This is a genomic window from Acetobacter lambici, from assembly GCF_011516885.1.
Taxonomy (GTDB): domain Bacteria; phylum Pseudomonadota; class Alphaproteobacteria; order Acetobacterales; family Acetobacteraceae; genus Acetobacter; species Acetobacter lambici.
This window is the reverse complement of record NZ_WOTD01000015.1, coordinates 35,296-60,455: the sequence shown is the minus strand read 5'-3', so window position 1 is coordinate 60,455 and position 25,160 is coordinate 35,296. Positions and strand designations below refer to the sequence as shown.

Genomic DNA, 25,160 nt, shown 5'->3' with positions numbered 1-25,160 from the left:
TCACGAAGGATGTCGAGGCAACAATCTCGTCATCCCACGCGTGGTTGATGATTGCCCATATCCGCAGAGTTCTGCGAAAAATCAATCAAACCCCTTTCTGATTCAGGCTCTTAGAACCTTTTCTTCCGCCCCTTCAACATCACATCGAATAAAATCTATTGATTCAATACCACGCTCAGCACAGAATCCATCAATAGTATTGGCTTGCGTAACCTGTTCATTAACATCAATGAACTTTACATCTTCTCGTGTATACTGTCCCTGATTGCTTGAAATACATGCGAAAGACCGACCGACACGTTTATTGATTTTTATCGGCGTTAAAAGCTTCAATTCCTCTTTCTGGTCAGACAGAGCAATATTATAGGCTTTTACATTTTTCATACCATGTAAAAAGATCATGTTCTCAAGTAGGTAAAAAGTTCCCTGCGAGGGTTCAAAGGCATAAATGGTCCCCTCCGATGCCAAGCGGGACATAATAAGCGTATGCCTGCCATCACTCGCGCCAATATGGAAGCAAACATCTTTTTTTCTTATGATGTATTTAAGAAATGGAACTTCAGGCTCAAAATTTATCCCTCTTAGATTAAGAAGATAAACCTTGAGGGATTTGTGCATAACATCCAGCTTAAGTCTGTTTTTTACACCTTTAAACACCTGAAACATCTTTCCTCGTTGCTTAAATCCAGCTTCACAAGCTCAGATAATGAGTAAAAGCATGGCGTAAGCTATGCCTCTATCGGTAGTTTTTGAGCACCGAAACGCAGGCAGCATTTAGACATAACCACCCACGGGGCTTTTGGAACCGTTCTTCATATTTTATATGAAATGGGAGTCTTACATAAGCTCCCTGATTAAAATATTTTTAGAGTCTGCGCCCACTCCTACGCAGGGGCCAGCCGGTCAATCGCCTGCTGCATGGCATACCCTCTCATCCACTCCCCCGCCATACGTTACCCCCCATCCTCTGCGGACATAATGCCTTGGTAACGCCCAGCTTGCTGCAATGTGCCAAATTTCACAGCCTGGTTCGGTCACGTATTGCAGCATAAGCCATTGAGCAGCACATCCAGCGCGGCACTGACTGGCTCCTTGCCGACTTTTTCCTCAAGAAGCTGGCCGCTTATCGCCAGCATGGCCAGACCATGCACCTGCGCCCAGCAGGCACCCGCCTGCCCACTGATAGGAACAGGCCGAAAACTGCCATCCCGCTGCCCCTCTTCGAGAAGCTGCAAAAGGACATGGAAGGTCCGCATAGCCGTATCATGCAGATGCGGGTCGGCTGTTTTGTCCGCATCGGCACTAAACATTAAGCGGTACAGGCCGGGATTGCGAAAAGCGAAGTCAATACAGGCCTGAGCGCCAGTCGTGAATCTTTCCCGGATGGTCAATCCATTTGAAAACATGGCTCTTGTCATGGTCTCCGCCAACTGATCAAAACCAATCCGGGCAAGTTCGCGGAGCAGTTCTTCCCTATCACGGAAATGCTTATACGGCGCCGCGTGGCTTACACCTGTGCGCCGCGCCACTTCGCGCAGGGTGAAGGTCCAGTTCTGGTCCGTGGCGAGCATGTTCAGGGCTGTGTCAATCAACGCATGCCGCAGATCGCCATGATGGTAAGAACGGTCTTTTGTTTCTCTCATTCGTGCAATCCATGTTTACACAAGAAACTTTGATTGACATCGGAGCATCATATTCCATACCCTGCCCTCATAAGTTTCTCCTGTAAACATGGAGGTCGCAATGTCTGATGCAGCTTTAACCAACACCCGCCATAACGATCTACTCCCTATGCTGGAGCGCCAGCGCGCCGCGTTCGTGCATGCAGGCCCGGCGGATGTCGCGCAGCGCCGGGCTGACCTGCGCCGACTAAAAGCCGAAATCCTAAGGAAGCGGAGCGATATTGTTCGTGCCCTGCGGACCGATTTTGGCCAGCGCTCGGAGCGTGAAAGTGCAATTGTAGAACTGATCCCGCTTGTGCAGGCGATCAATTACATGATCGCGCATGTGGGGCGTTGGATGAAGCCAGAACGACGCCATGTTTCGGCTTATTTTCAATTTGGTCGTGCATGGGTTGTTCGTCAGCCTGTGGGAGTCGTGGGCATTATCGCACCTTGGAATTACCCGCTCTCTCTGGCACTTGTGCCACTGGCCACGGCTATTGCTGCAGGCAACCGCGCCATGATCAAACCATCTGAACTTACGCCCGCCACGTCGGCAGTCATCAGCCAGATTGTACAGACCACCTTTATGCCCGAGCAGGCCTGCGTTGTTATGGGGGATGCCTCTGTTGGGGCTGCCTTTTCGGCCCTGCCGTTCAACCATCTCCTGTTCACCGGCAGCACGGCCGTCGGGAAAAAAGTGGCCGAGGCAGCGGCCCGCAATCTGACCCCCATCACGCTCGAACTGGGAGGCAAGTCGCCCGTGGTGGTCGAGCCCGGTTTTTCACTCAAACGCGTGGCCGAACACGTGGCCTTCGGCAAATTGACCAATGCTGGACAGACCTGCATCGCACCCGACTATCTGCTGCTCCACGAAAGCGAACAGCAGGCTTTTGCCACCGCTTATCAGGACGCCGTCCAAAAAATGCACCCAGCCGGTTATGCGGACTCCCCCGATTATACGGCCATTCTCAACCAGCATCATTATGAACGACTGAATGGACTGGTGCGCGATGCGGAGGAACACGGCGCACATGTTATCCGCATGGGCAGTGATTCACCCACGGACCATGTGCTTGCACCCGTTCTTATCATGAACGTCACACCAGAAATGGCCATTATGCAGGAAGAAATTTTTGGACCGGTCCTGCCAGTGCTGACCTACAGAAATCTTGACGAGGCAATCGCCTTCATCAACGCGCGCCCACGTCCTCTGGCACTGTATTACTTTGGAAAAAACCGTAATGAACGCAATAGGGTTCTGACTCACACAGTGTCAGGGAACGTCACGATCAATGGCACCTTGCTGCATGTTGCGCAGGATGATCTCCCGTTTGGTGGTGTAGGGGATAGTGGGATCGGGGCTTACCATGGAAAAGAAGGGTTTATCACACTCACCCATGCCCGTGGTGTGTACCAGCAGGGCCGCTTCAACATGGCAAAAATCCTCTACCCCCCATTTGGAAAAATAACCGATATCATAACAAATTTTATTATACGGCGATGAAAATAAAGTTATGGGCAGGGAGAACCAACCCTGCCCATTTTTAGAAATTGGGATTTTCTAAGTTCAGATATATTTTATGCTATTTTGTTAAAAACTTTTATAGAAATACTCCATTCAATCCCCCACTTTTTTTGAAATTAAATATATTATATCACTCGGCATCAAGTATAAAAAAGGAACAACCATAATCAAAAGAATATAAATCAATAAACGTATTGGTAGCGAATGATTTCCGGCATATGATATCCGCGTAAACAACCCCTTTGCACGAAGGGTTGTCAGACTCCCAGTAGAAATAACTTCGAAACCATTATCCTGTAAAAGTTTGGATAAATTCCTTGTATTAAAATAATGCAAATGGGGAGATGGAAGCCCTTTTTGCCAAAGACGCTCAAAAAATCCTTTGAATCCTCTTCCAGCCAGACCTTTGGAGATTCTATAAAAAATTCCCGTACTACTGGGAAGATTCAAAATTAGCTGACCATCAGGATTCAAATGAGAACGGCATTTATTTAAGATATCTGCAACATCTAGTATATGTTCGAAGACATCATTAAATACAATCACATCAAATTTTTCGCTCGAAGACAAAACCTGTGGGAAAAAACCGTTTCTAACTGGCAATCCCCGTTGTGCTGTTGCGTTATACACATTCACATCTGGTTCAATACCCAGCACTTTAAACCCTTGTTTTTCGGCTGCTTCTATAAACCAGCCATGAGCACACCCCACATCCAAAAGATTGCCGGTTTTTTTCCTAGTGCTTTAATTGACTTTAATAACTTATTGAAATTTTCAACCCTGATAGATTTTAACCCTTTTTCACGAGATAGTTCATTAATTTTTTCATGCGCAAGAGTTTCATTAATCGCTTGCGACAATGTAGATTTTTCATATTTACATCTTGCACATTCCCAGTGCCACGACTGAAGACCAAGATTCATTTTGGAATTACAAACAGAACATAAATCATCACGCATGAGAACCTCACGGAAATGAACATATTTTAAATTACAAATACAATTAATCACAACAAAATCAACTCAAAAATAATATCTATCTTTTAATGGAAATACAGAAATTTTAAATAATACTCACAAGTAATACCCAAAAAAGCAGGATCCGCTCTTTACCATCTGGCCTGCAATGCGTGCGCCAGAACCTTTGCCGGTTGCAATGCCATGGGCAAGTAGACTTCATTGCCCACCAGCCAATAAGCTTTGCCTTTGGTCCTACTCTATTTTGACGGGGCATCTATCAGCAAATCTGCCGTTACCCACAAAACGACAAATTTACAAGAGACAAAACGCGAACACGTATACCCGTGAAAAACTACAGATATGGCGGAAGGGGTGGGATTCGAACCCACGGTACGCTCTCACGCACGCCGGTTTTCAAGACCGGTGCCTTAAACCGCTCGGCCACCCTTCCTTACCTGTTCAGGTGCCCGCCTTATAAACAGGATGCAAGGGGTCTGTCCAGCGGTGCAAAGCGGGAGAGTTCACCCCACAGCCTTGCCCTTCCCGCCGTGGAACTGTACAAGCCCCAAACAGAATAGCCATTCCTCTCAGGAACCAAGTATGAAACAGCAGGCAAACCTGATCCGTGCCGGTCAGGTCATTGAGCATGACGGCCGTCGCTGGACGGTATTGAAGCAGCAGATCATCACCCCCGGTAAAGGTGGTGCGTTCATTCAGGTTGAAATGCGCGATCTCAAGACCGGCAACAAAACCAACGAACGCTGGCGCACGGCTGATACAGTCGAACGGCTGATGACTGAAGACCGCGAATATCTGTTTTCCTATACAGATGGCGAGTTGCTGGTTCTGATGGACCCCGAGACGTTTGAACAGCTTTCTGTCCCGACTGATCTGCTGGGCGATCAGGCTCCCTTCATTCAGGACAACATGACCTTCAACCTGCATCTGGTTGAAGGTGACCCGGTTGGCATTGACCTGCCCCCGCATGTAACCTTGGAAGTCGTTGAGGCTGACCCGGTAGTAAAAGGCCAGACCGCCAGTTCCTCCTATAAGCCCGCCATGCTGTCCAATGGTGTAAAAACCATGGTGCCTCCGTTTATCGAAGCAGGTGAACGCATTGTGGTCCGCACGGAAGACGGGTCTTACGTCGAACGCGCCAAGGCCTGATTTTTTCAGTTTTTTTCTCTCCAGAGCAGGACTTAATTACAGTGGCCATGCGTCTCTCCCCCGTCATGATGGTGATGCAAACCGCAGCCCAGAAGGCGGCCAAGCGTCTCCTGCGCGATTTTAACGAAGTCGAGCAGCTTCAGGTCAGCATCAAGGGGCCAGGTGACTTTGTTTCCCAGGCGGACCTGCGTGCGGAACAGACCCTGCGCGAAGAACTGGAACGGGCCCGTCCGGGTTACGCCTTCCTTATGGAAGAATCCGGGGAATCGGGCAGCGACAACTGGACATGGCGCTGGATTGTTGACCCGCTTGATGGCACATCCAACTTCCTGCACGGCATTCCGCACTGGGCCATTTCCATTGGTCTTCAGCGCCGTCTGCCTGATGGCAAGGTGGAACTGGCCGCAGCCCTGATCTACAACCCCGCAGCGGGTGAGATGTTCTGGGCCGAAAAGGGGAGTGGCGCTTACCTGAACGAACGGCGTATTCGTGTTTCTGCCCGCCGGGACATGCACGAATCCCTGTTTGCCACGGGTATTCCCTTTGCCAAGGTGCCAGCCCGCCAGCGTCTGCCTTTTGCGCGCGTACTTGGTAATCTGATGCCGCGCGTGGCGGGTGTTCGGCGCTTTGGCGCGGCGGCTCTTGATCTGGCATGGGTCGCGGCCGGACGTTACGAAGGGTACTGGGAGTTCGGCATAAAGCCGTGGGACTGTGCTGCGGGTATTCTGATCGTGCGCGAAGCAGGCGGTCAGGTTACGGACCCCGATGGCGGTGATCTGGACGCTCTGCCAGATGATGTCATGATTGTTGCAGGCAATGGCCATATGCACGGCAAACTGCTGGAAATTGTTGCCGATAGCCTGAAAAATCCGGAATAACGCTGCCATCCACGAAAGTCTGGGCCAAACATTGCTGGGGAACAACGCTGCATGTCTGTAGGTTTGCCCCCACATGCCCCTGCTGGCCCAGCCTCCGGGCAGAACGTGTTACATTCCCCAACAGAGTGCCCTGTCTGCCACGCTCACAGGGCATCTTTTGCTTTTAGCAAAAATGGCTACGACCTGTTCCGGTGCCCGGACTGTGACTTTCTGTTCGTCCACCCATACCCGGCTGCTGCCACGATCACTGCATTTTACGAAAAGGCATATCGAGGCGCTTCGGCCGATTTTTACCCCAAATCCTCCAGTCGCCGCAGGCGTACATTATGGAAGAGCCTAAGATTCCTCCGCTATATCCGGCATAAGGATGTACTGGACCTTGGCTGTGGCGGTGGCTTTATGGTCGAGGCATTCGACCGTCTGGGTGCCCGCGCATCCGGGCTAGACATCAGCCAGAACAGTATTGCCTATGCAAGGCAGCATGTTCCCCAAAGCACTTTTTACTGCGAAGACCTAACTACCTTCCGTCAACGCAATCTGACATTTGACTTCGTATTCAGTTCCGAAGTTCTGGAGCATGTTCCCGGCCCGAGTGAGTTCATGGCAACACTGGCCGCAATCACCCGCCCCAATGGTTATGTTTACATCTCGGCACCAGATGTAGGGCACCCCAGAGTGCCAAAGGATCTTCCGTCATGGGCGGATATCTGCCCACCTGAACATTTGCAGTTTTTCAACCACCACAATCTCTGCCAGATTTTTGAACGCTATGGGTTTGTCATGCACAAAAACATGAAAAACCGTACACCGGCCCATTCGGTTCTTTTTCGGCGCAAGAGCAATTAACGAACACCGTTCCAGCTTTGCGCTCTGGCATTCACTGCAAGAATCGCCCATGTAAAGCAGGCCATGCAGCCATCCTTTCCCTCCGCCCACGAAGCCCCGGCCCTTGCCCCCTGTCAGGGGCGGTTTTCGCTCCTGACGGAAGATGGAGAACTACTGAGCCTGAGTGCGGGCGAGGTCCGCGAGCAGCTGCATGCCATGCCATGCCCGCTGGTTGTGCATGCCCCCGCTCTGGCGCGCAAACTGGACCTGCCCCCCACAGGCCAGCCCTCCCCCTGGCTGGACCTGCTTGAACTCTTTGCGTTTGTGTACCCCGCACGCCCCGTAGCCCCAACCGCGCGCGGACTAGCTCTGGCCCTTGGGGTAGACGAACAGGGTATTGACCGCGCGGAGGCAGACCTGCTGCCCAACCTTTTGTCCATTCTGCTGGGTGAACTGGCACGGCAGGCCAAGGGGGGACAGATTGAACAACTGGCGGCTTTTACCGTCCGGCTAGGTCAGGCGGGCTGGATATGGACCGGAACGGTAGCCGAAACCATAGACCTGCGCGCCAGACTGACCAACAATGGCCGACTGGCGGAAGAGGCCACACAACCCGCTGACGCCCTGCGCGTATGGCGGCACCTGCCCAAATGGGAAGAAAACGCCCAGCGCCCTCCCCCGGCCTCCCACCCCATCAGCCCAGCAGAAGCGCGGGAAAGGCTGAGCAAAATTTTAGGGAGTAATGCGGAAATACGGTCCGGACAGGCGGACTTTGCCAGTGTCTCAACCGAAGCATTCGCGCCTCGCGCCACACGGGGCGACCCCGCCATTGTGCTGGCCGAAGCCGGGACCGGAACCGGCAAAACACTTGGCTATATTGCGTCTGCCAGTCTGTGGGCGGAACGCAACGACGGGGCTGTATGGGTCAGCACCTACACCCGCCACCTGCAACGCCAGATTGAGCAGGAGACAAAGCGCCTCTACCCCGACCCCGCAACGCATCGGCAACATGTGGTCCTGCGCAAGGGGCGGGAGAACTACCTGTGCCTGCTGAACATGGAGGAAGCCGTCAATACCGCCGCCTCCCGCCCTGCGGGCATTACCATTGCCCTGTGCATGCTCGCGCGCTGGGCCATGGCCACGGCGGATGGCGACCTGTTTGGCGGCGATCTGCCCGGCTGGTTTGGAGACCTGTTCGGCCATGGGAATCTGGCCGGTGTGGCCGACCGCAGGGGCGAATGCATCCACGGGGCCTGCGCGCTTTATCAACGCTGCTTTGTGGAACACTCCATCCGCCGCGCGCATGATGCCTCGCTGGTTATTGCCAACCACGCACTGGTCATGACGCAGGCCGCCTACGCACAGGCGGGTATGAGCGATGATGACGAGGCAGGTGCCCAGAGCAACATTCCCTCACGCTATGTGTTTGATGAAGGCCACCATTTGGCCGATGCGGCGGACAGCGCCTTTTCCGCCGAGCTTTCGGGGCTGGAAACAGCAGAACTGCGCCGCTGGCTTTTGGGCGCGGAAGGGCGGCGCTCCCGTGCGCGGGGGCTCAAGCGCAGGCTGGACGATCTGGTGGTTGGTCACCCAAAGCTGGAAAGCCCGCTGGATGCGGCCCTGCTGGCAGCCACAGCCTTGCCTGCCCCGGGCTGGTCCACCCGCTTGGCACCCGAGGCGGCAAACGAACCACCACCACCAGACCCCATGGACCTGAGCACCCTGTTCCCGCCCGAGCCCCCGGCGGACCAACCGGTCATGGAAAACCCGACCGAGGCATTTTTACGCCTGCTCCGCCAGCAGGCCATGGCGCGCTCGGCAGAGGGGGGCAAGCAGTTTATCCATGCCGCCATGGAATGCGACCTGCACCCGCTGGTGCCAGACATGGCCGAGGCAGGCCAGCAACTGGCCCGCGCGCTCAGCCGTATTGTGGAGCCCCTGCGCACCCTGACCGAGCGCCTGCAAGCGCGGCTGGAAGATGATGCGGACACGCTGGACGCCACCACCCGTGGGCGTATAGAGGCCATGACCCGCGCCCTGCGCCGCCGCGCCATATCCCGGCTGGATGCATGGATTGCCATGCTGGCCGCACTCGATCAGCCACCAGAGCCGGGGAACACTCCCGCACACGTGCACTTCATCCGCCTTGAGCGGCGCGAAAAACAGCGCATGAACGAACAGGATGTGGGGCTCTACCGCCACTGGCTGGACCCGACCATTCCGTTTGCAGGCATTATGGCCGTACCTGCGCAAGGAATGCTCATGACCTCCGCCACACTCCGCGACCAGCAGGGCGGCGCGCAGGAGAGCGACGAGGCGGAAACCGCGTGGGAAGCTGCGGAAGCACGCACAGGGGCCAACCATTTTCCCTCCCCCGCGCTACGCGCCAGTCTGGCCAGTCCGTTTGATTATGCCAAGCAGACCCGCGCCTTTATTGTCACGGATGTGGACAACAGCTCCATTGTGGATCTGTCGGCGGCCTTCCGCACGCTGTTCCAGTCTTCCGGCGGTGGGGGGCTTGGCCTGTTTACCGCCATATCCCGCCTACGCGGGGTGTATGACCGCATAGCCCCTACGTTGGAGAGCGAAGGCCTGCCCATTTACGCCCAGCATGTGGATGCAATGGACAACAACACGCTGGTCGATATTTTTCGGACCGAGGAGCATGCCTGTCTGTTGGGCACCGACGCCATGCGTGATGGGGTGGATGTTCCGGGCAATGCCCTGCGTCTGGTTGTGTTTGAGCGCGTACCGTGGCCCCGGCCAGATATTCTGCACCGTGAGCGGCGGATTCATCTGTCAGGGGGAGACCCTAAAGGGTTTGATGACCGCATAGCCCGACTCAGGCTGCGGCAGGCCTTTGGACGGTTGATCCGCCGTCAGTCAGACCGGGGGGTGTTTGTCCTGCTGGACCGGCGCACACCCACAAGGCTTTTAAGCGCCTTCCCCAATGGTGTGGCCGTCGAGCGGTGCGGGCTTGCGCAGACCGCACGCCAGATCACCGCTTTTCTGGCGGAGCAGGCCGGACAAGACTGACCGGCCCGACCCCAGACCGCTGTATTAGAGCGGTTTAAGGTTGGTGGCTGCCTGCTTGCCGCGTTCTTCCACCATGTCGTAGGACAGTTTCTGTCCATCATTCAACGCGCGCAGACCGGCTGCCTGTACAGCGGTAATATGCACAAACACGTCTTTCCCTCCATCATCGGGGGCAATAAAACCAAACCCTTTGGTGGCGTTGAACCATTTAACGGTACCTGTCGACATGAGCGAAGTCATCCTTATTTCGGCCAGTTACTCCTCCGGCACACGACGCACCACGAGGAGAAAGGACATTCTCCCCCATGACCGGGGGCGCTTGTCAATCACAATTCAGTCCGGCACCCCATTTCCTGCTCTTTGCGGACCTTACGGATTGAGTGTGCCTTTAAGGAAGGCAAGGCTGCGTTCCTGTGCCTGCAAAAAGGCCTGCGCATTGTAAGATGCGCGTTCCTCACAGCCAAAACCGTGTTCCGCGTCGTCATAAACATACAGTTCAAGCTTGGGCTGAGCCGCGCGAATGGCGGCTATGTCGGTATGGGGAATACTGGTGTCACGCTCACCAAAATGTAATTGCACGGGGCAATGTGGAGTCTCTTCCCTGTGGGCGGCAATGCCCCCGCCGTACCAGCTTACGGCTGCGGCAAAGTCATCCGTCTGTGTGGCGGCCTCCCACGCCAGCGTGCCACCCCAGCAATACCCGATCACCCCGACCTTGCGCGCATCAAGCGCACGGGCAGCCGCCTGCACGTCCAGCAGAGTCTGGGCCAGGGGGATCTGCGCACGCAGGGCTAGGCCCTTTTGCACGCCATCGGTTGTGTAATCCAGTTCCACGCCACGTTGGGCGCGGTCAAACAAGGCGGGAGCAATCACGTGGAAACCCGCCTGCGCAAACCGCTCGCACACTGTGCGGATATGGTGGTTCACGCCAAAAATTTCCTGCAACACCACCAAGGCGTAGGGATGTGCGCCACGCTCGGTTTCCCACGCGCTAAACTGGTGGCCATCGGCGGCCTCTAATGTGCGTATCTGTCCCATGTTCAATCTCCTTGTCTGGGATGAAGTTAAATCAAAAAGAAACTTTCCCCCATTCCTTGACTCACCCCATGGGCGAACCTACCTTCTGCTCTGGCACTCCCGAGGGTGGAGTGCTAACGCGACGCGGCGTTATGTTACGCGCGGTTCAAACGGGTGGCGCTGCTTTCTGACAAAGAGCGCCATCACAGCAAATGAATGTGGAGTGATCCATAATGACGAAGTTTCGTCCCTTACACGACCGGGTAGTTGTACGTCGCCTTGAAGGCGAACAGAAGACCGCCGGTGGCATTATCATCCCCGACACGGCCAAAGAAAAGCCAATGGAAGGCGAAGTGGTCGCTGTTGGTGCGGGTGCCCGCAATGAACAGGGTCAGGTTGTGGCGCTTGATGTCAAGGCCGGTGACCGCGTTCTGTTTGGCAAGTGGTCCGGCACGGAAGTGAAGATCGACGGCGAAGAGCTGCTGATCATGAAGGAAAGCGACATTCTGGGCATTGTTGCAGCCTGATCCGCTCTGATCCGACCGTTTACTTACCAAAGATCTTCACAGGAGAAATTCAATGGCTGCCAAAGACGTAAAGTTTGGTGCAGACGCACGCCAGCGTATGCTGCGCGGTGTGGACATTCTGGCTGACGCCGTAAAGGTAACGCTGGGCCCCAAAGGTCGTAACGTTGTTCTGGACAAGAGCTTCGGCGCGCCCCGCATCACCAAGGACGGCGTTTCCGTCGCCAAGGAAATCGAACTTGCTGACAAGTTCGAAAACATGGGCGCACAGATGCTGCGCGAAGTGGCGTCCAAGACCAATGACGTAGCCGGTGACGGCACCACCACCGCAACCGTTCTGGCTCAGGCCATTGTGCGCGAAGGCCTGAAGGCCGTTGCCGCTGGCATGAACCCGATGGACCTCAAGCGCGGCGTGGACAAAGCCGTTGCCGTGGTTGTTGAGGAACTGAAGAAGAACGCCAAAAAGGTCACCACCCCCGAAGAAACCGCGCAGGTTGGCACCATCTCCGCCAACGGCGAAGTTGAAATCGGCAAGATGATCTCCGAAGCCATGCAGAAAGTTGGCTCCGAAGGCGTGATCACCGTTGAAGAAGCCAAGCACTTCCAGACCGAACTGGACGTGGTTGAAGGCATGCAGTTCGACCGTGGCTACATCTCTCCGTACTTCGTGACGAACCCGGAAAAGATGACGGCCGATCTGGAAAACCCCTACATCCTGATCCATGAAAAGAAGCTGTCTTCTCTTCAGCCGATCCTGCCGCTGCTCGAATCCGTTGTTCAGTCCGGCCGTCCGCTGCTGATCATTGCAGAAGATGTTGATGGCGAAGCGCTGGCGACCCTGGTGGTCAACAAGCTGCGCGGTGGCCTCAAGATCGCTGCTGTCAAGGCTCCGGGCTTCGGTGACCGCCGCAAGGCCATGCTGGAAGATATTGCTATCCTGACCGGTGGTCAGGTCATTAGCGAAGACCTCGGCATCAAGCTCGAAACCGTGACCCTGACCATGCTTGGCACCGCCAAGAAGGTTCACATCGACAAAGAAAACACGACCATTGTTGATGGTGCCGGCAAGTCCGACGACATCAAGGGTCGCGTCAAGCAGATCCGTGCGCAGATCGAGGAAACCTCCTCCGACTACGACCGCGAAAAACTGCAGGAACGTCTGGCCAAACTGGCTGGCGGTGTTGCCGTGATCCGCGTTGGTGGCTCCACGGAAGTTGAAGTGAAGGAACGCAAGGACCGCGTGGACGACGCCCTGCACGCAACCCGCGCAGCGGTTGAAGAAGGCATTGTTCCCGGTGGTGGCACGGCTCTGGCCCGCGCAACCAAGGTTATTGCTCACCTGCACTACCATAACGACGACCAGCGCGTTGGTGGCAACATCATCCTCAGCGCCCTGCAGGCTCCGCTGCGCCAGATCGCCCTGAACGCGGGTGAAGACGGTGCCGTGGTCGCTAACAAGGTGCTCGAAAGCGAAGACTACAACTTCGGCTTCGATGCACAGGCTGGCGAATACAAGAACCTGGTTGAAGCCGGGATTATTGATCCGGCCAAGGTTGTCCGTACCGCTCTGCAGGATGCAGCATCTGTTGCTGGCCTGCTGATCACCACGGAAGCCATGGTTGCCGAACGCCCTGAAAAGAAGGCAGCCCCTGCGGGCGGTCCTGACATGGGCGGCATGGGCGGCATGGACTTCTAAGTCACCCAGACCCGTTTTTGAGGGCCTTGGAGGGGCTGGTCTGACCAGCCCCCGATTACCCTCAGAACAGGCAAAAGGGCGTGCAGACCTTCGGGTGTGCGCGCCCTTTTTGCTATGGTCGCGGCACCTCTTGTTTTTTTGTGGCTTTTTTTGGCCACTCGTCAGATTGTCAAATAATTCGCTATCAAACCGGATTGCCACCCGAGTCATTTCGGAATAGATACAATACGATTAGGCCCATAAGCTCCTTACACGAATCTGGCGAGCATCAATGGCTGCGTATTTTAAGGAGAACGCATCATCATGTCAGCGCGACCCTTCCTAGCTGTCAATCCGGCGAGAGGTCCAGTTATTCGCAAGACCACGGCTGTTCTGTCAGCCTGTCTTGTAGCAGCACTTGGCTGCTCTCAGGCGTATGCCGCGGATGCCCCCCCACCCATTGATACGGGTGATACGGCATGGATGCTTACCAGCACCGCACTTGTGCTGATGATGACCATTCCCGGTCTTGCCCTGTTCTATGCCGGTATGGTGCGCAAGAAAAACGTGCTGGCAACACTCATGCAGTCCTTTGCACTGTGTTGCATCATGTCCATTGTGTGGATGGTCGCAGGGTATTCCCTCGCCTTCACAACCGGGTCTCCGTGGATTGGTGGATTCTCCCGCGTGCTGCTCAATGGCATTGGCGCGCATATCCATAACGGTGCGGATATTGGGTTTACGCTGGGTGCGGATAGCCCCAACGCAACAACCATGACCATTCCTGAGAGCATCTTCATGATGTTCCAGATGACCTTTGCCATTATCACCCCCGCACTGATCTCCGGCGCTTATGCCGAGCGTATGAAGTTCAGCGCCATGTGCATTTTCTCCATTGTGTGGTCGCTGGTGGTGTATGCCCCCATCGCGCACTGGGTCTGGAGCCCGATCGGCTGGCTGGCCGGTCTTGGCACGGCTGACTTTGCCGGTGGTACGGTTGTGCACATCAACGCCGGTGTGGCCGGTCTGGTCTGTGCTCTGGTCCTTGGCCGCCGCAAGGGCTACGGGCAGGACGACCTCTCGCCCTTCAATCTGACCTATGCCGTTATTGGTGCTGCCCTGCTGTGGGTTGGCTGGTTCGGCTTTAACGCAGGTTCCGCTGTGGGTGCCAATGGCCGCGCAGGCATGGCCATGGCTGCAACCCAGATTGCCGCTGCTGGTGCTGGCGTTTCCTGGATGCTGGCGGAATGGCTGCGTTCGGGCAAACCGACTGTTCTGGGTGTGATCTCCGGTGCTGTTGGCGGGCTGGTTGCCATTACCCCCGCAGCAGGCTTTGTGCTGCCCGGCAGCGCACTGGTTATTGGCCTGATTACGGGCGTTGTCTGCTACTGGGGTGCCACCTCCCTCAAACACATGATGGGGTATGACGACAGTCTGGACGCCTTTGGCGTGCATGGTGTTGGCGGTATTGTTGGCGCCCTGCTGACCGGTCTGCTGGCCTACGGCCCGCTTTCCGCAACGGACGCCAACCCGTCTGGTGTTGTTGGCTCCCTGCACCAGCTGGTTGTTCAGGCCGAAGCGGTTCTGGTGACCATTGTGTGGTGTGCTCTTGCCTCCTTCATCATCCTCAAGGTGATTGATCTGGTCATTGGGCTGCGCGTTACCGCTGATCAGGAACTGGAGGGGCTGGATATGTCCCTGCATGGTGAACGGATTAACAACTGATCCGTTAATCCTTCTTCCTTTTCCGGCAAAAAGCCTCCGTGCCATAAACACGGAGGCTTTTTTTTATGGGTAATGGCCACGCGCTGGCACGCAATCCATGCTATGCCCCGGCCATGGCCATTCCGATCCTTCCTGCGTTGTCCCTGCCTGAATCCGAGTTGGAGGTCAGCTATATTCTGGCATCCGGCCCCGGTGGGCAGAATGTGAACAAGGTCGCAACGGCTGCGCAATTGCGTTTTGATGCCGCACACTCCCCTTCCCTACCCGACCGGATTCGTGAACGTCTGCTGGAACTGGCAGGCACCAGAGCCACGCGCGACGGCGTTATTGTCATAACCGCCCGGCGCTTTCGCACGCAGATCCGCAACCGCGAGGACGCTATTGAGCGGCTTGTCGCCTTAATCCGTGAGGCCGCCCACCGCCCTGCTTTTCGGGTCGCCACACGTCCCGGCCGGGCGGCACGCCAGCGCAGGCTGGATGGCAAGGCCCACCGCGCCAGCATAAAACGCGGACGCTCCACCCGGTTTGAGGACTAAAGCCTGCACATCGGCAGGGACACGCCCACAACACAGGGGCACCAGCACCAGCACCAGCACCAGCACCAGCACCAGCACATTCAGATATTAATTTTCTGCTGTCTGCAAAAAGCCCTCAGGCTTTCATTCCTAGCGCATGATTTTTCATGATACTGGTTAGAACGCTGGCAGCATGGGCTGCCGCTCAATCATCCTCCTTGCATGAGGTATATTCATGACTGTTGTTGCCCGCACCGGACTGGCTGCTTTGCTGCTTGGCTGTGCCACAGCCCTTTCCCTCCCCAGCGCCCACGCCATGACGGTGAAGGAGTGCCACGAAAAGTTCAAGGAAGCCAAAACCGCCAACACGCTCAAGGGCCAGTCCTTCAAGGAATTCAAGGCCAGTTCATGCGACGTAGCGACCACACCTGCCACCACCAGCCCCAAAGCGCCCACGCCCGCAGCCCCGGCCAGTGCTGAAGCGCCCAAACCCGCCAAAGCAGCACCTGCCACGGTAGCGGAAGCCTCCAGTAGCGCCACCCTGCCCTCCGCCGTGGCACCGCAATACGCCAAGCTCAGCGCTGGCAAGGCCCGCATGCAGACCTGCCTTGACCAGTACAACGCCAACAAGGCCAATAATGCCAATGGCGGGCTGAAGTGGATTGAAAAAGGTGGTGGCTACTACAGCGTGTGCAACAAGCGCCTCAAAGGCGAGTAACACCCCACACCCCGTAGCTTTGGGGATTACCCCAAAGCTACGGCATAACTAGCGCGTATGCCCCGTTGCGGGCATGACGTAGAGCATATGTGTGCGATACGAAATCCACACTCTATGCGCGGCAAACCAGTCCGCCCCCAGCAGCATATCCACCGTATCCTGCACCGGAGCGACGGTGAGTACAGGTGATTTTTCCTGCTCCTGCCCGATCTGCATCATACCAAATTTGTGCCAGTGGTAAGTCTGCTCGTGGCCATCCACCCCTGTTGTCAGCCCACCCGGATCGGCCGCCAGTATGGGCTGGGTTACCCCCATGCGCTCCGCCGCACTGGTGGAGACAATGCATGAGCGGGCGCCACTGTCCACCAGAGCCTGTAGGGCGTGGCCGTCCAGGTCCACGCGGGCAATCACCCGCTCTCCTGCGTTCTGCAACGGAACCGCGCGGTAAATGTAGCGCCATTCCTGTGGGCCGGAACACTCAGCCGTGCCCGCCGACCAGAAGGAGAGCGTGCCTTGGGCTACGTCAAACTCCACATCATAGCGCGAGAGCAGGTCCCCCCCCACCAGCCCTTCCACCGCTGGGTCGGTCCGGGGGACTGCGGGCAGGGCATCCACGGGAATGGAGACCGGACCAAACTCCAGCCCACCCATTTTAAAGGACCGCACAACCGCATTGGGCACAATACGCCCAACCCCACCCGTGCCATGCACCATGGTGTGCATGGAGCGGTCGAGTTGTGTGTCAAACAACGCAGCAGCCTCGGGCGAGAGCAGGCTCCCCTCCGAGCCTGTATCCACAATCATACGCGCGACATGCCCGTTCAGGCTGACTGGAATGTTCAGAAAACCCAGATCATCCCGCAACGCCACCCGCGCCATAAGCCTGTGGCAGGACTGGGCACTGGCAACGCACGGTGTTACCCCCATGGCCAGCATAACAGCCGCACCGCATAGCCAGCCCGTTTTGCCCCGTTGCCAAACCCATGCAGGTGTCATGCCAGTTCCCGCGCAAAACGGTCGGTGGCGTTAAGCAGGGCGGTCAGAATACCGGGTTCAAACAGGGCATGGCCTGCGGCATCAATCAATTGCAAATCGGCCTCGGGCCACGCCCTGTGCAGGTCCCATGCCGTGCGGACGGGGGTTGCCATATCGTAACGCCCCTGCACGATCACGGTTGGAATATGGCGGATACGCTCCACATTGGCGATAAGCTGCCCCTCTTCCAGCCAGCCAGCATGCACAAAATAGTGGTTTTCAATACGTGAGAACGCCAGTGCGTAATCGGCCTCGTCATGCTGGTGTTCCATTTCCGGGCAGGGGAGCAGGGTGAGCGTGCGCCCTTCCCACAGGCTCCATGCCCGCGCGGCCTCCAGCCGTTCCGCCCTGTTGTCCGAGATCAGGCGTTTGCGGTACGCGCCCATCATATCCCCTCGCTCGGAGGCGGGAATGGGGGCTACAAAATCCTCCCATTTGTCGGGGAACAGCCACGATGCGCCATCCTGATAGTACCAGAGCAGTTCGGCCTTACGCAGGGTGAAAATACCACGCAGCATCAGCGCGCTTACGCGTTCGGGGTGGGTCTGGGCGTAGGCCAGTGCGAGTGTGGAGCCCCATGAACCGCCAAACACGGCCCATTTTTCCACCCCACACAGGGTACGCAGGCGTTCAATATCCGCCACCAGATGCCACGTTGTATTGGCCTCGAGCGAGGCATGGGGGCGCGAACGGCCACACCCGCGCTGGTCAAACAGCACAATGCGGTAGCGTGCGGGGTCAAACAACTGGCGTTGTGCTGCCGAGCACCCACCACCCGGCCCACCGTGCAGGAATACAACAGGAATACCCTGCGGGTTGCCGCACTGCTCCCAGTAAACCTGATGCCCCTCCCCCGTATCCAGATACCCGTGGGCATAGGGTTCTATTTCTGGCCACGGGGTACGGTGTGCGGTGGTGATCATGACCCTCAACCTTCTTTTTCATGGGTGTTACGCGCCATTTGCGCACGCGGATGCGCACGCGTCCAGACATCCAGCAGGCGGGCCTCGTCCGCCAGTGTGTAACGTTGTGTTGTGGACAGGCTGGCATGGCCCAGCAGTTCCTGAATAACCCGTAAATCCGCCCCTCCCTCCATAAGGTGTGTGGCAAAGGAGTGGCGCAGTGCGTGGGGGGTTACGTGTTCGGGCAGTCCATTGCCAGTCCGCCACTCCCGCATGGCCTTCTGGGCAATTGCGGGTTGCAGCCGCCCCCCCCGCACACCAACAAACAACGGGCTATCTGGTGCTGGGGCGGGGTGGCGCTTGCACCATGCCTCCAGCGCCATGCTCACGGCGGGCAAAACAGGCACCAGCCGCTCCTTGCCCCCCTTGCCATGAATGCGCAGCACGCCAGTCCCGCGCATGGTTTGCAGGTCGGCAATATTCAGGTTCAGCGCTTCGGAAATACGCAGCCCACAGCCGTAGAGCAGCAAAAACAGTGTGGCGTTGCGCTGCTCCTCCATGGGAGTATGGGCCATGCTGGCAATATCCTCCGGGGCGGCCAGAGCGTCCTCCCGCGCGAGGGGGCGGGGGAGTGTCTTTTTGGTGCGCGGCAGGCGCAAAAGCGAGACAGCCGGATTCTCCACCCCTTCCCTGCGTGCCAGATATTTAAAAAACGATCGTAAGGCAGACACACGGCGCGCCCGCGTGCGGGCCGCCTGATCGGGCGTGCTCTTACGCGCAAGCGGGCGGCTGGCCTGTTTTTGTGCCTGCGCAACCTCGTGCGCAAGCCATGCCCTGAGGTCGCGCAGGGTAATGCTGGCAAGACCAGCCATATCAGGCGGGCCACCCAGATGCGTGGTCATAAACGCCAGAAAACGCGCCAGATCCCCCCGATAGGCGTCTATGGTCAAAAGGGAGGCCCGCTTTTCCACCGCCATCCATGCCAGAAATTTTTGTATCGCGTCTTCGGCTGTCATACCCCTGCTCCCCCGCCCTGCGCACCCACTTCTCCTACGTTCAGGCAAAAAGCCCGGCAAGCAACCCCTGTTCTTTGCGCACCTGCGCGCTTAAACAGAAAACCATGGCAGTGGCTCCTCCCCCCCCTCAGGCTCATGGTTCGGGCGCAAACCAGCCCGTAGCACAGATGCACCGCATACCCGTGCTGCTACCCATGCCGTTTGCAGGTCCGTTTGACTACAAGGCCCCCGCCAACATGGCGCTCAAGGCGGGCGATATTGTGAGCGTGCCTTTGGGTAACAGACGCCAGACCGGCGTTGTATGGGACACACACAGCACCCTGCCGCCAGAGCTTGTCCACCCCACCCCGGCCAAAACCGTGGCCGATAACCGCCTGCGCGCCGTGGCGGAACGGCTGGAACTCCCCCCGCTTAACGCCGAACTCCGCCGGTTTGTGGACTGGGTGGCCGCCTACACGCTCTCCCCCCCCGGCATGGTGCTGGCCATGACCCTGCGCCTGCACATGAAAGGCACAGCCCCCGCCCCCGCAATGGGCTGGGTCGCACACAACACACCGCCCACCGACCTGCGCGTAACTCCTGCGCGCCAGAAGGTGCTTGCCCTTATGGCCGATGGAACACCCCGCAGCACAACCGATATAGCCAATGCGGCAGGGGTGAGTGCGGGCGTGGTCAAGGGGCTGGCCGATGCAGGCGCACTCCGCGGGGTGCTGCTTGAACCCACACGCCCCTTTGCCCAGCCAGCCCCCCTGCACCACCCGCCCGTGCTGGAAGGGGCGCAAAAGGATGCCGCCGCCGCCCTGCGCCAGAGCGTGCAGGGCAAAAAATTCTCCGTCACCCTGCTTGAAGGGGTAACGGGTTCTGGCAAAACCGAAATCTACCTCGAAGCCATTGCCGCCTGTCTGGAACAGGGGCAACAGGCACTTGTGCTGCTGCCCGAAATTGCGCTGTCCGCCCAATGGATGGACCGCTTTACACGCCGCTTTGGCGTACGCCCTGCCGTGTGGCACTCCGAAATAGGGCAAAAAGCCCGCCGCCTGACATGGCTGGGCGCGGCAGATGGGTCCGCCACAGTGGTGGTGGGCGCACGCTCAGCCCTGTTCCTGCCGTTTTGCAACCCCGGCCTGATTATTGTGGATGAGGAGCACGAATCCCTGTTCAAACAGGAGGAAGGGGTCATCTACAACGCGCGGGACATGGCGGTGGTGCGTGGCAGGCTTGCGGGTTTTCCCGTTGTTGTGGTCTCCGCCACCCCTAGCCTGGAAACACTGGCCAATGCACAGGCCGGGCGTTACCAGCGCCTTGTACTGCCCACCCGCCATGGTGGGGCATCCCTGCCCCAGACGCACCTGCTGGACATGCGCGAGGCCCCACCCGAGCGGGGGATGTTCCTCTCCCCCAAACTGGTGGAGGACATAACCGCCACACTGGAGCGGGAGGAGCAGGCCATGCTGTTCCTCAACCGTCGGGGTTACGCCCCACTTACCCTGTGCCGCACCTGTGGGCACCGCATGGAATGCCCGCACTGCACCGCATGGCTGGTGGAACACCGCAACAGGCAGGTTCTGAGCTGCCATTACTGCGACCATACGGAACCCATGCCCCCCGTATGCCCAAGCTGCAAAAGCGAACACAGCCTGACCGCCATTGGACCGGGGATTGAACGCATAACGGAGGAAGCGCGCCAGCTCTTCCCCGATGCGCGCATTCTTGTCATGTCGAGCGACACGCTGGGCGGGCCTGCCGCCACGGCGGAGGCAGTCGCCAAAATTGCCCGCCGTGAGGTGGATCTGATTATTGGCACGCAGATTGTGGCCAAGGGCTGGCACTTCCCCCATCTCACGCTGGTCGGCATTGTGGATGCCGATCTGGGGCTTGGGGGGGCGGACCTGCGGGCGGGGGAGCGCACGATCCAGCTTTTGCATCAGGTTGCCGGACGCGCGGGGCGGGCCAGTGCTCCGGGGCGGGTGGTGCTGCAAAGCTACACACCCGAACACCCGGTTATGCAGGCCCTGCTTTCGGGCGATTTTGACCAGTTCATGGAGCAGGAGGCCGAGCAACGCCGCCCAGGCTTCTGGCCACCATACGGGCGGCTGGCGGCACTTATTATCAGTGCCGACACACCACAGGCAGCCGATGAGGCCGCAGCCCGCTTTGGCCGCACGGCCCCTTATGGGGAGGGTATTCAGGTACTGGGGCCAGCACCGGCCCCGCTTGCCCTGCTACGCGGGCGGCACCGCCGCCGCCTGCTGCTGCGCACATGGCGCAGTGTGGCGGTGCAGCCTATCCTGCACCGCTGGCTGGGTCTGGTCCCGCTGGACAGGCACGTGCGGGTCGAGGTGGATATAGACCCCGTCTCGTTCCTGTAGCGCCTGATGCCAGCGCCTGCCTGCTGCTTAGTCGTTGGCGGGTTTGGCTGTGCTGGTCAGCACGGTGGAAATGGTCTCACGCATCACCATAACGCGCACATTGGGGGCAATTTCCACTTCAACTTCGCTCGAATCTTCCTTGGTGCGCTGCACAACACCAACCACACCACCAGCGGTTACAATCCGGTCACCACGGCGCAGGGATTTCAGCTCGGATTTAAGCTGCTTCTGGCGCTGCTGCTGGGGGCGGATGAGCAGAAAATACATAATGGCAAAAACAGCCACAAACGGCAAAAAGGACATAAGCCCCGAAACACCGCCAGAGCCTCCGGCTGTCTGGGCGTAAGCAGCGGGGATAAGAAAATTAGACATAAGGTTACAGACCTTCAACAATGGCTGGTTGCGGAAACAGAAGAAGTGACCATAATTTTCAATCCTCCCGCGTCAAGCTCCCATGCTGACGAAAGACCGCCAGAAAGACCTTAATAAGGAATAAAAGCTGATGGACCAGACCCTGCTGCCAACATTGGACCGTATTGCCGCGGCTCTGGAGCGCCTTTCTCCTCCCCCCGCAACGCTGGATGGGGTGGATGGGGCGGATGCTTTTGTCTGGCTGCCAGAACGCGGGCGGCTGCTGCCCATACCCCATGTGGCCCATGTGCGCGTTGACCTGTTGCAGGGCATAGACCTGCAACGCCGCATTCTTTTGGAGAACACACGCCACTTTGCCCACGGCCTGCCCGCCAACAATGCCATGCTGTGGGGCGCGCGCGGCATGGGCAAGTCTTCGCTGGTCAAAGGCGCGCACGCGCTGGTTAATCAGGTGGATGGCAAACCCTGTGCTCCGGGCGCGGGCCGCGTGGCGCTGATAGAAATCCAGCGCGAGGACCTGACCAGCCTGCCGCTGCTGCTCAGCCTGCTGCGCAACAACCACCGCCGCTTCATTCTGTTCTGCGACGACCTGTCGTTTGAAAAAGAGGACCGCGACTACAAGGCCCTCAAATCCGTGCTTGATGGCGGTATTGCCGGACGGCCAGAGAATGTTCTGTTCTACGCCACATCCAACCGCCGCCACCTGATGCCGCGCGACATGATCGAAAACGAGCGCGCAACCGCCATAAACCCCTCCGAAGCCACGGAGGAAAAAGTCTCCCTTTCCGACAGGTTCGGTCTGTGGCTTGGCTTCCATGCCTGCGAGCAGGATACCTATACCGACATGGTCAAAACCTATGCCCATGCGCGTAATCTGCCTATTGCGACCGACGTGCTGCTTGCCCGCGCCAACGAATGGGCCATAACCCGTGGTAGCCGCTCGGGCCGTGTGGCATACCAGTTTGTGGAAGCCCTGACCGCCGAACTGGCCGCGCATTAATTTGCCCCGCCCGCCGCTATGGTCTTGCATCCCACATAGGTATGAGTTGAGATAGCGTTCGCAAATAGCGGCATCGGCCCGATGCCGCGGGGGCTCCCCTGATTCGAGGCGACATGAACCAGACAGTACCGCCCACTTCTGACGATACGTCCTTTGATACCGAGACATGCTCGAACACAACGGACATACGCAGGGTACGCTCCAACCCGGATTACTGGTACCCGGTTGCATGGTCGCGCGAGCTTAAACCCGGCAAGACCATAGGCACCCGTTACGCAGGCATGCCCATTGCTCTGGTGCGCCCGGTGGATGGTCCCGTTTTTGCGCTCGAAGACCGCTGCGCCCATAGGCAGGTGCCCCTGAGCAAGGGCGTTGTCTCGGGCAGTTCGGTCAAATGCTGCTACCACGGCTGGGCCTATGGCCGCTCTGGCCGGTGTATTGATGTGCCCTATCTGGGCAAGGGCAAACTGCCCAACGGGGTACGCACCTTCCCCTGCCGTGAACAGAACGGCATGATCTTTGTCTTCCCCGGCGACCCGGAAAAAGCGGACAGCGTACCGCTGGCCCCACATCTGGCCAAGGCGGACAACCCTGCTTATAAAACCCGCTATTTTGGTCGCACTGTTGGCTGCCACTACAGCTTCATGCATGAAAACCTGATGGATATGAACCACCAGTTCATGCACTCCAAACAGATGGGGCAGATGAAACCCCGCTTTTTAGGCCAGAAGCGCGAGCCCGGTCTGGTGGAAGCCCGCTACAGCTTTGCCCGCACAAGCGGCAAGCAGCCTTTTGGTGAAGCGCTGATCTTTGGCGAACGACGCGACGTGTCGGAAAAATTCCAGCACCGCGATGTCATGACCATCCGCACGGAATACCCCTACCAGACCCTGCGCATCCAGACCGGGGATGAAGACCCGGTTATGGACCTGTGGATTGTATACACCCCCCAGAGTGCTGATGAACTGACCAACCGGACCTTTGGCCTGCTCTCGGTCAAACGCCCCAAAATCCCCGGTATTCTGGATATGGCATGGCCGCTGCTTGTGGCCTTTACCGAACGGATTTTTGCCGAGGACCGCGAAATTGTGGAACTGGAGCAACAGGCATGGCGCGACTTGGGCGGGGACCATAATGTGGAGGTCTTCCCCGTGATCAACGCGCTCAGAGCCCTGCTGGTTGAGTGCGGAATCTCCCCTGCCAGCGAGTCTCATGCCTGATACCGGACCTCTGTTACTGGATGCGGGTCCATGCCGTTTGCGCCCGCTCCACCCTGATGACGCAACAACCCTGCACCACCTGGTCAATGACTGGGAGGTGGTGCGCATGCTCAGCCGCCTGCCCTTCCCCTACCCACGGGATCTGGCGGATAGCTGGATTGCCTCCACCTGCCAGATGCAGGCGGGTGGGGAGGGCTACCACTTTGCCATAATCGCGCCCGATGGGGCTTTTCTCGGCTGTATCGGAGTGCGGATTCAGACCCTGCCGCAGGTGGGGCGTGTGGGCATACTGGGCTACTGGGTTGGCCGCCCCTACTGGGGGCAGGGCATTGCCACCCACGCCGCCACCCGCATGACGCGCTGGGCGCTTGCCCATCTGGACATTACCGCCCTGCGCGCAACGGCGGCACAGGACAACCCTGCCTCCATCCGTGTTCTGGAGCGTGCGGGCTTCCGCCATTGCGGCACCGACCGGCAGATGTTTACCGCACGCGGAACAGAGCTACCCGTGGCCATGATGGAAGCCAACCGGAGTGATCTGGACATGAGTATCGCCCCTGCTCCCTCGCACACACAGCGCAAGCTGGTGCTGGTGTCCGCCGCCGCCCTGATAGACGCACGCGGCCATATTCTGCTCGCACGCAGGCCAGAGGGTAAAAGCATGGCCGGGCTGTGGGAGTTCCCCGGCGGCAAGGTGGAAGCGGGCGAAACACCAGAGGCAGCCCTTGTGCGCGAACTCAACGAGGAACTGGGGCTGGATATGTCGCGCGCATGCCTTGCCCCCTTTACGTTTGCCTCGCACGCCTATGCGGGTTTTGACCTGCTGATGCCCCTGTACATCTGCCGCCGCTGGCAGGGCACCCCCACCCCGCGTGAAGGGCAGAAACTGGCGTGGGTCGCGCCAGCGGACCTGCGCACCTACGCCATGCCAGAGGCCGACCTGCCATTTATCCCCCTGCTGCAAGCCCTGCTCTAGGCAAAACCACAGATCATATTTGTGGAATATGCCTAGAGTGCG

General features: G+C 57.9%; 24 protein-coding genes, 1 tRNA gene and 1 pseudogene. 15 read left to right on the top strand and 11 right to left on the bottom strand.

Going from position 1 to position 25,160, the window contains the following annotated elements; genetic code table 11:
- Window positions 1–101, top strand: a pseudogene (locus GOB86_RS08640) (IS5/IS1182 family transposase); the annotation flags it as partial.
- A gap of 1 nt (window position 102) precedes the next feature.
- On the opposite strand, the gene GOB86_RS08635 reads toward GOB86_RS08640, so the two are convergent.
- Both GOB86_RS08635 and GOB86_RS08630 read right to left on the bottom strand, forming a co-directional pair.
- The gene (locus tag GOB86_RS08635; RefSeq protein ID WP_165991938.1) at window positions 103–666 is read right to left on the bottom strand and encodes an FkbM family methyltransferase; all 564 of its coding nucleotides are present in this window, start codon (window positions 664–666) and stop codon (window positions 103–105) included.
- 368 nt (window positions 667–1,034) lie between these two features.
- A complete protein-coding gene (locus GOB86_RS08630; RefSeq protein ID WP_165991937.1) occupies window positions 1,035–1,643 on the bottom strand; it encodes a TetR/AcrR family transcriptional regulator in 609 nt (202 codons plus the stop codon).
- Window positions 1,644–1,731: 88 nt separating this feature from the next.
- Here GOB86_RS08630 and GOB86_RS08625 point away from each other — a divergent pair, with 88 nt between their 5' ends.
- Window positions 1,732–3,168, top strand: coding sequence for a coniferyl aldehyde dehydrogenase (locus tag GOB86_RS08625; RefSeq protein ID WP_194301138.1), 1,437 nt, complete (start codon window positions 1,732–1,734; stop codon window positions 3,166–3,168).
- Window positions 3,169–3,282: 114 nt separating this feature from the next.
- On the opposite strand, the gene GOB86_RS08620 is transcribed toward GOB86_RS08625, so the two are convergent.
- From GOB86_RS08620 to GOB86_RS08610, 3 genes are all read right to left on the bottom strand, one after another.
- Window positions 3,283–3,900 carry a class I SAM-dependent methyltransferase gene (locus GOB86_RS08620; RefSeq protein WP_253544447.1) on the bottom strand — a complete coding sequence of 206 codons (618 nt, stop codon included), beginning with the start codon at window positions 3,898–3,900 and terminating at the stop codon, window positions 3,283–3,285.
- Complete coding sequence (locus GOB86_RS08615; RefSeq protein WP_165991934.1) at window positions 3,873–4,148, bottom strand: hypothetical protein; 276 nt, start codon at window positions 4,146–4,148, stop codon at window positions 3,873–3,875. The genes GOB86_RS08620 and GOB86_RS08615 overlap by 28 nt, the downstream gene beginning before the upstream one ends.
- A 361-nt stretch (window positions 4,149–4,509) precedes the next feature.
- A tRNA-Ser gene (locus tag GOB86_RS08610) sits at window positions 4,510–4,599 on the bottom strand.
- Window positions 4,600–4,748: 149 nt separating this feature from the next.
- Between GOB86_RS08610 and efp the strand changes: the two genes are divergently transcribed.
- The 4 genes from efp (at window position 4,749) to GOB86_RS08590 (ending at window position 10,054) form a co-directional block, all read left to right on the top strand.
- Window positions 4,749–5,315, top strand: coding sequence for an elongation factor P (gene efp, locus GOB86_RS08605; protein ID WP_165991933.1), 567 nt, complete (start codon window positions 4,749–4,751; stop codon window positions 5,313–5,315).
- Window positions 5,316–5,362: 47 nt separating this feature from the next.
- Window positions 5,363–6,193 (top strand): inositol monophosphatase family protein, encoded by an 831-nt coding sequence (locus GOB86_RS08600; protein WP_194301141.1) that lies wholly within the window; start codon window positions 5,363–5,365, stop codon window positions 6,191–6,193.
- Between the two features lie 51 nt (window positions 6,194–6,244).
- On the top strand, window positions 6,245–7,039 hold the full coding sequence (locus GOB86_RS08595) for a class I SAM-dependent methyltransferase (RefSeq protein WP_165991931.1): 795 nt from the start codon (window positions 6,245–6,247) through the stop codon (window positions 7,037–7,039).
- 63 nt (window positions 7,040–7,102) lie between these two features.
- Window positions 7,103–10,054, top strand: a complete 2,952-nt coding sequence (locus GOB86_RS08590; protein WP_165991930.1) for an ATP-dependent DNA helicase — start codon at window positions 7,103–7,105, stop codon at window positions 10,052–10,054.
- A gap of 24 nt (window positions 10,055–10,078) precedes the next feature.
- Here GOB86_RS08590 and GOB86_RS08585 read toward each other — a convergent pair whose 3' ends face one another.
- On the bottom strand, window positions 10,079–10,282 hold the full coding sequence (locus tag GOB86_RS08585) for a cold-shock protein (protein ID WP_025827469.1): 204 nt from the start codon (window positions 10,280–10,282) through the stop codon (window positions 10,079–10,081).
- A gap of 141 nt (window positions 10,283–10,423) precedes the next feature.
- Window positions 10,424–11,092, bottom strand: coding sequence for a dienelactone hydrolase family protein (locus GOB86_RS08580; protein WP_165991929.1), 669 nt, complete (start codon window positions 11,090–11,092; stop codon window positions 10,424–10,426).
- Between the two features lie 212 nt (window positions 11,093–11,304).
- Here GOB86_RS08580 and groES point away from each other — a divergent pair, with 212 nt between their 5' ends.
- The 5 genes from groES to GOB86_RS08555 all read left to right on the top strand — a co-directional run bounded on the left by groES (window position 11,305) and on the right by GOB86_RS08555 (window position 16,228).
- The gene (groES, locus tag GOB86_RS08575; protein ID WP_059024221.1) at window positions 11,305–11,598 is read left to right on the top strand and encodes a co-chaperone GroES; all 294 of its coding nucleotides are present in this window, start codon (window positions 11,305–11,307) and stop codon (window positions 11,596–11,598) included.
- Window positions 11,599–11,650: 52 nt separating this feature from the next.
- Complete coding sequence (gene groL / locus GOB86_RS08570; protein ID WP_165991928.1) at window positions 11,651–13,291, top strand: chaperonin GroEL; 1,641 nt, start codon at window positions 11,651–11,653, stop codon at window positions 13,289–13,291.
- Between the two features lie 303 nt (window positions 13,292–13,594).
- A complete protein-coding gene (locus tag GOB86_RS08565) occupies window positions 13,595–14,995 on the top strand; it encodes an ammonium transporter (protein ID WP_165991927.1) in 1,401 nt (466 codons plus the stop codon).
- A 113-nt stretch (window positions 14,996–15,108) separates the two neighbouring features.
- The gene (gene arfB / locus GOB86_RS08560; protein WP_165991943.1) at window positions 15,109–15,531 is read left to right on the top strand and encodes an alternative ribosome rescue aminoacyl-tRNA hydrolase ArfB; all 423 of its coding nucleotides are present in this window, start codon (window positions 15,109–15,111) and stop codon (window positions 15,529–15,531) included.
- Window positions 15,532–15,745: 214 nt separating this feature from the next.
- Window positions 15,746–16,228 (top strand): hypothetical protein, encoded by a 483-nt coding sequence (locus GOB86_RS08555; protein WP_165991926.1) that lies wholly within the window; start codon window positions 15,746–15,748, stop codon window positions 16,226–16,228.
- Between the two features lie 48 nt (window positions 16,229–16,276).
- Here GOB86_RS08555 and GOB86_RS08550 read toward each other — a convergent pair whose 3' ends face one another.
- Genes GOB86_RS08550 through GOB86_RS08540 form a run of 3 tightly spaced genes read right to left on the bottom strand, consistent with a single transcriptional unit; the run spans window position 16,277 to window position 19,181 of the window.
- A complete protein-coding gene (locus GOB86_RS08550; RefSeq protein ID WP_242012567.1) occupies window positions 16,277–17,224 on the bottom strand; it encodes a retroviral-like aspartic protease family protein in 948 nt (315 codons plus the stop codon).
- Complete coding sequence (gene pip, locus GOB86_RS08545; RefSeq protein WP_165991925.1) at window positions 17,221–18,186, bottom strand: prolyl aminopeptidase; 966 nt, start codon at window positions 18,184–18,186, stop codon at window positions 17,221–17,223. Before pip ends, GOB86_RS08550 begins: the two co-directional genes overlap by 4 nt.
- Before the next feature lie 5 nt (window positions 18,187–18,191).
- The gene (locus GOB86_RS08540) at window positions 18,192–19,181 is read right to left on the bottom strand and encodes a tyrosine recombinase XerC (RefSeq protein ID WP_165991924.1); all 990 of its coding nucleotides are present in this window, start codon (window positions 19,179–19,181) and stop codon (window positions 18,192–18,194) included.
- A 104-nt stretch (window positions 19,182–19,285) separates the two neighbouring features.
- On the opposite strand from GOB86_RS08540, the gene GOB86_RS08535 reads away from it, so the two are divergent.
- A complete protein-coding gene (locus GOB86_RS08535) occupies window positions 19,286–21,550 on the top strand; it encodes a primosomal protein N' (protein ID WP_165991923.1) in 2,265 nt (754 codons plus the stop codon).
- Between the two features lie 27 nt (window positions 21,551–21,577).
- Here GOB86_RS08535 and yajC read toward each other — a convergent pair whose 3' ends face one another.
- Window positions 21,578–21,922: a preprotein translocase subunit YajC gene (yajC, locus tag GOB86_RS08530; protein ID WP_165991922.1), complete on the bottom strand. Its 345-nt coding sequence runs from the start codon at window positions 21,920–21,922 to the stop codon at window positions 21,578–21,580.
- A 130-nt stretch (window positions 21,923–22,052) separates the two neighbouring features.
- Here yajC and GOB86_RS08525 point away from each other — a divergent pair, with 130 nt between their 5' ends.
- The 3 genes from GOB86_RS08525 to GOB86_RS16370 all read left to right on the top strand — a co-directional run bounded on the left by GOB86_RS08525 (window position 22,053) and on the right by GOB86_RS16370 (window position 25,118).
- Entirely contained in the window at window positions 22,053–22,922 is an 870-nt protein-coding gene (locus tag GOB86_RS08525) for an ATP-binding protein (RefSeq protein ID WP_165991921.1), read from the top strand.
- A gap of 113 nt (window positions 22,923–23,035) precedes the next feature.
- A complete protein-coding gene (locus tag GOB86_RS08520) occupies window positions 23,036–24,142 on the top strand; it encodes an aromatic ring-hydroxylating oxygenase subunit alpha (protein WP_194301137.1) in 1,107 nt (368 codons plus the stop codon).
- On the top strand, window positions 24,135–25,118 hold the full coding sequence (locus GOB86_RS16370; RefSeq protein WP_165991920.1) for a bifunctional GNAT family N-acetyltransferase/(deoxy)nucleoside triphosphate pyrophosphohydrolase: 984 nt from the start codon (window positions 24,135–24,137) through the stop codon (window positions 25,116–25,118). Before GOB86_RS08520 ends, GOB86_RS16370 begins: the two co-directional genes overlap by 8 nt.
- Window positions 25,119–25,160 lie beyond the last annotated feature (42 nt).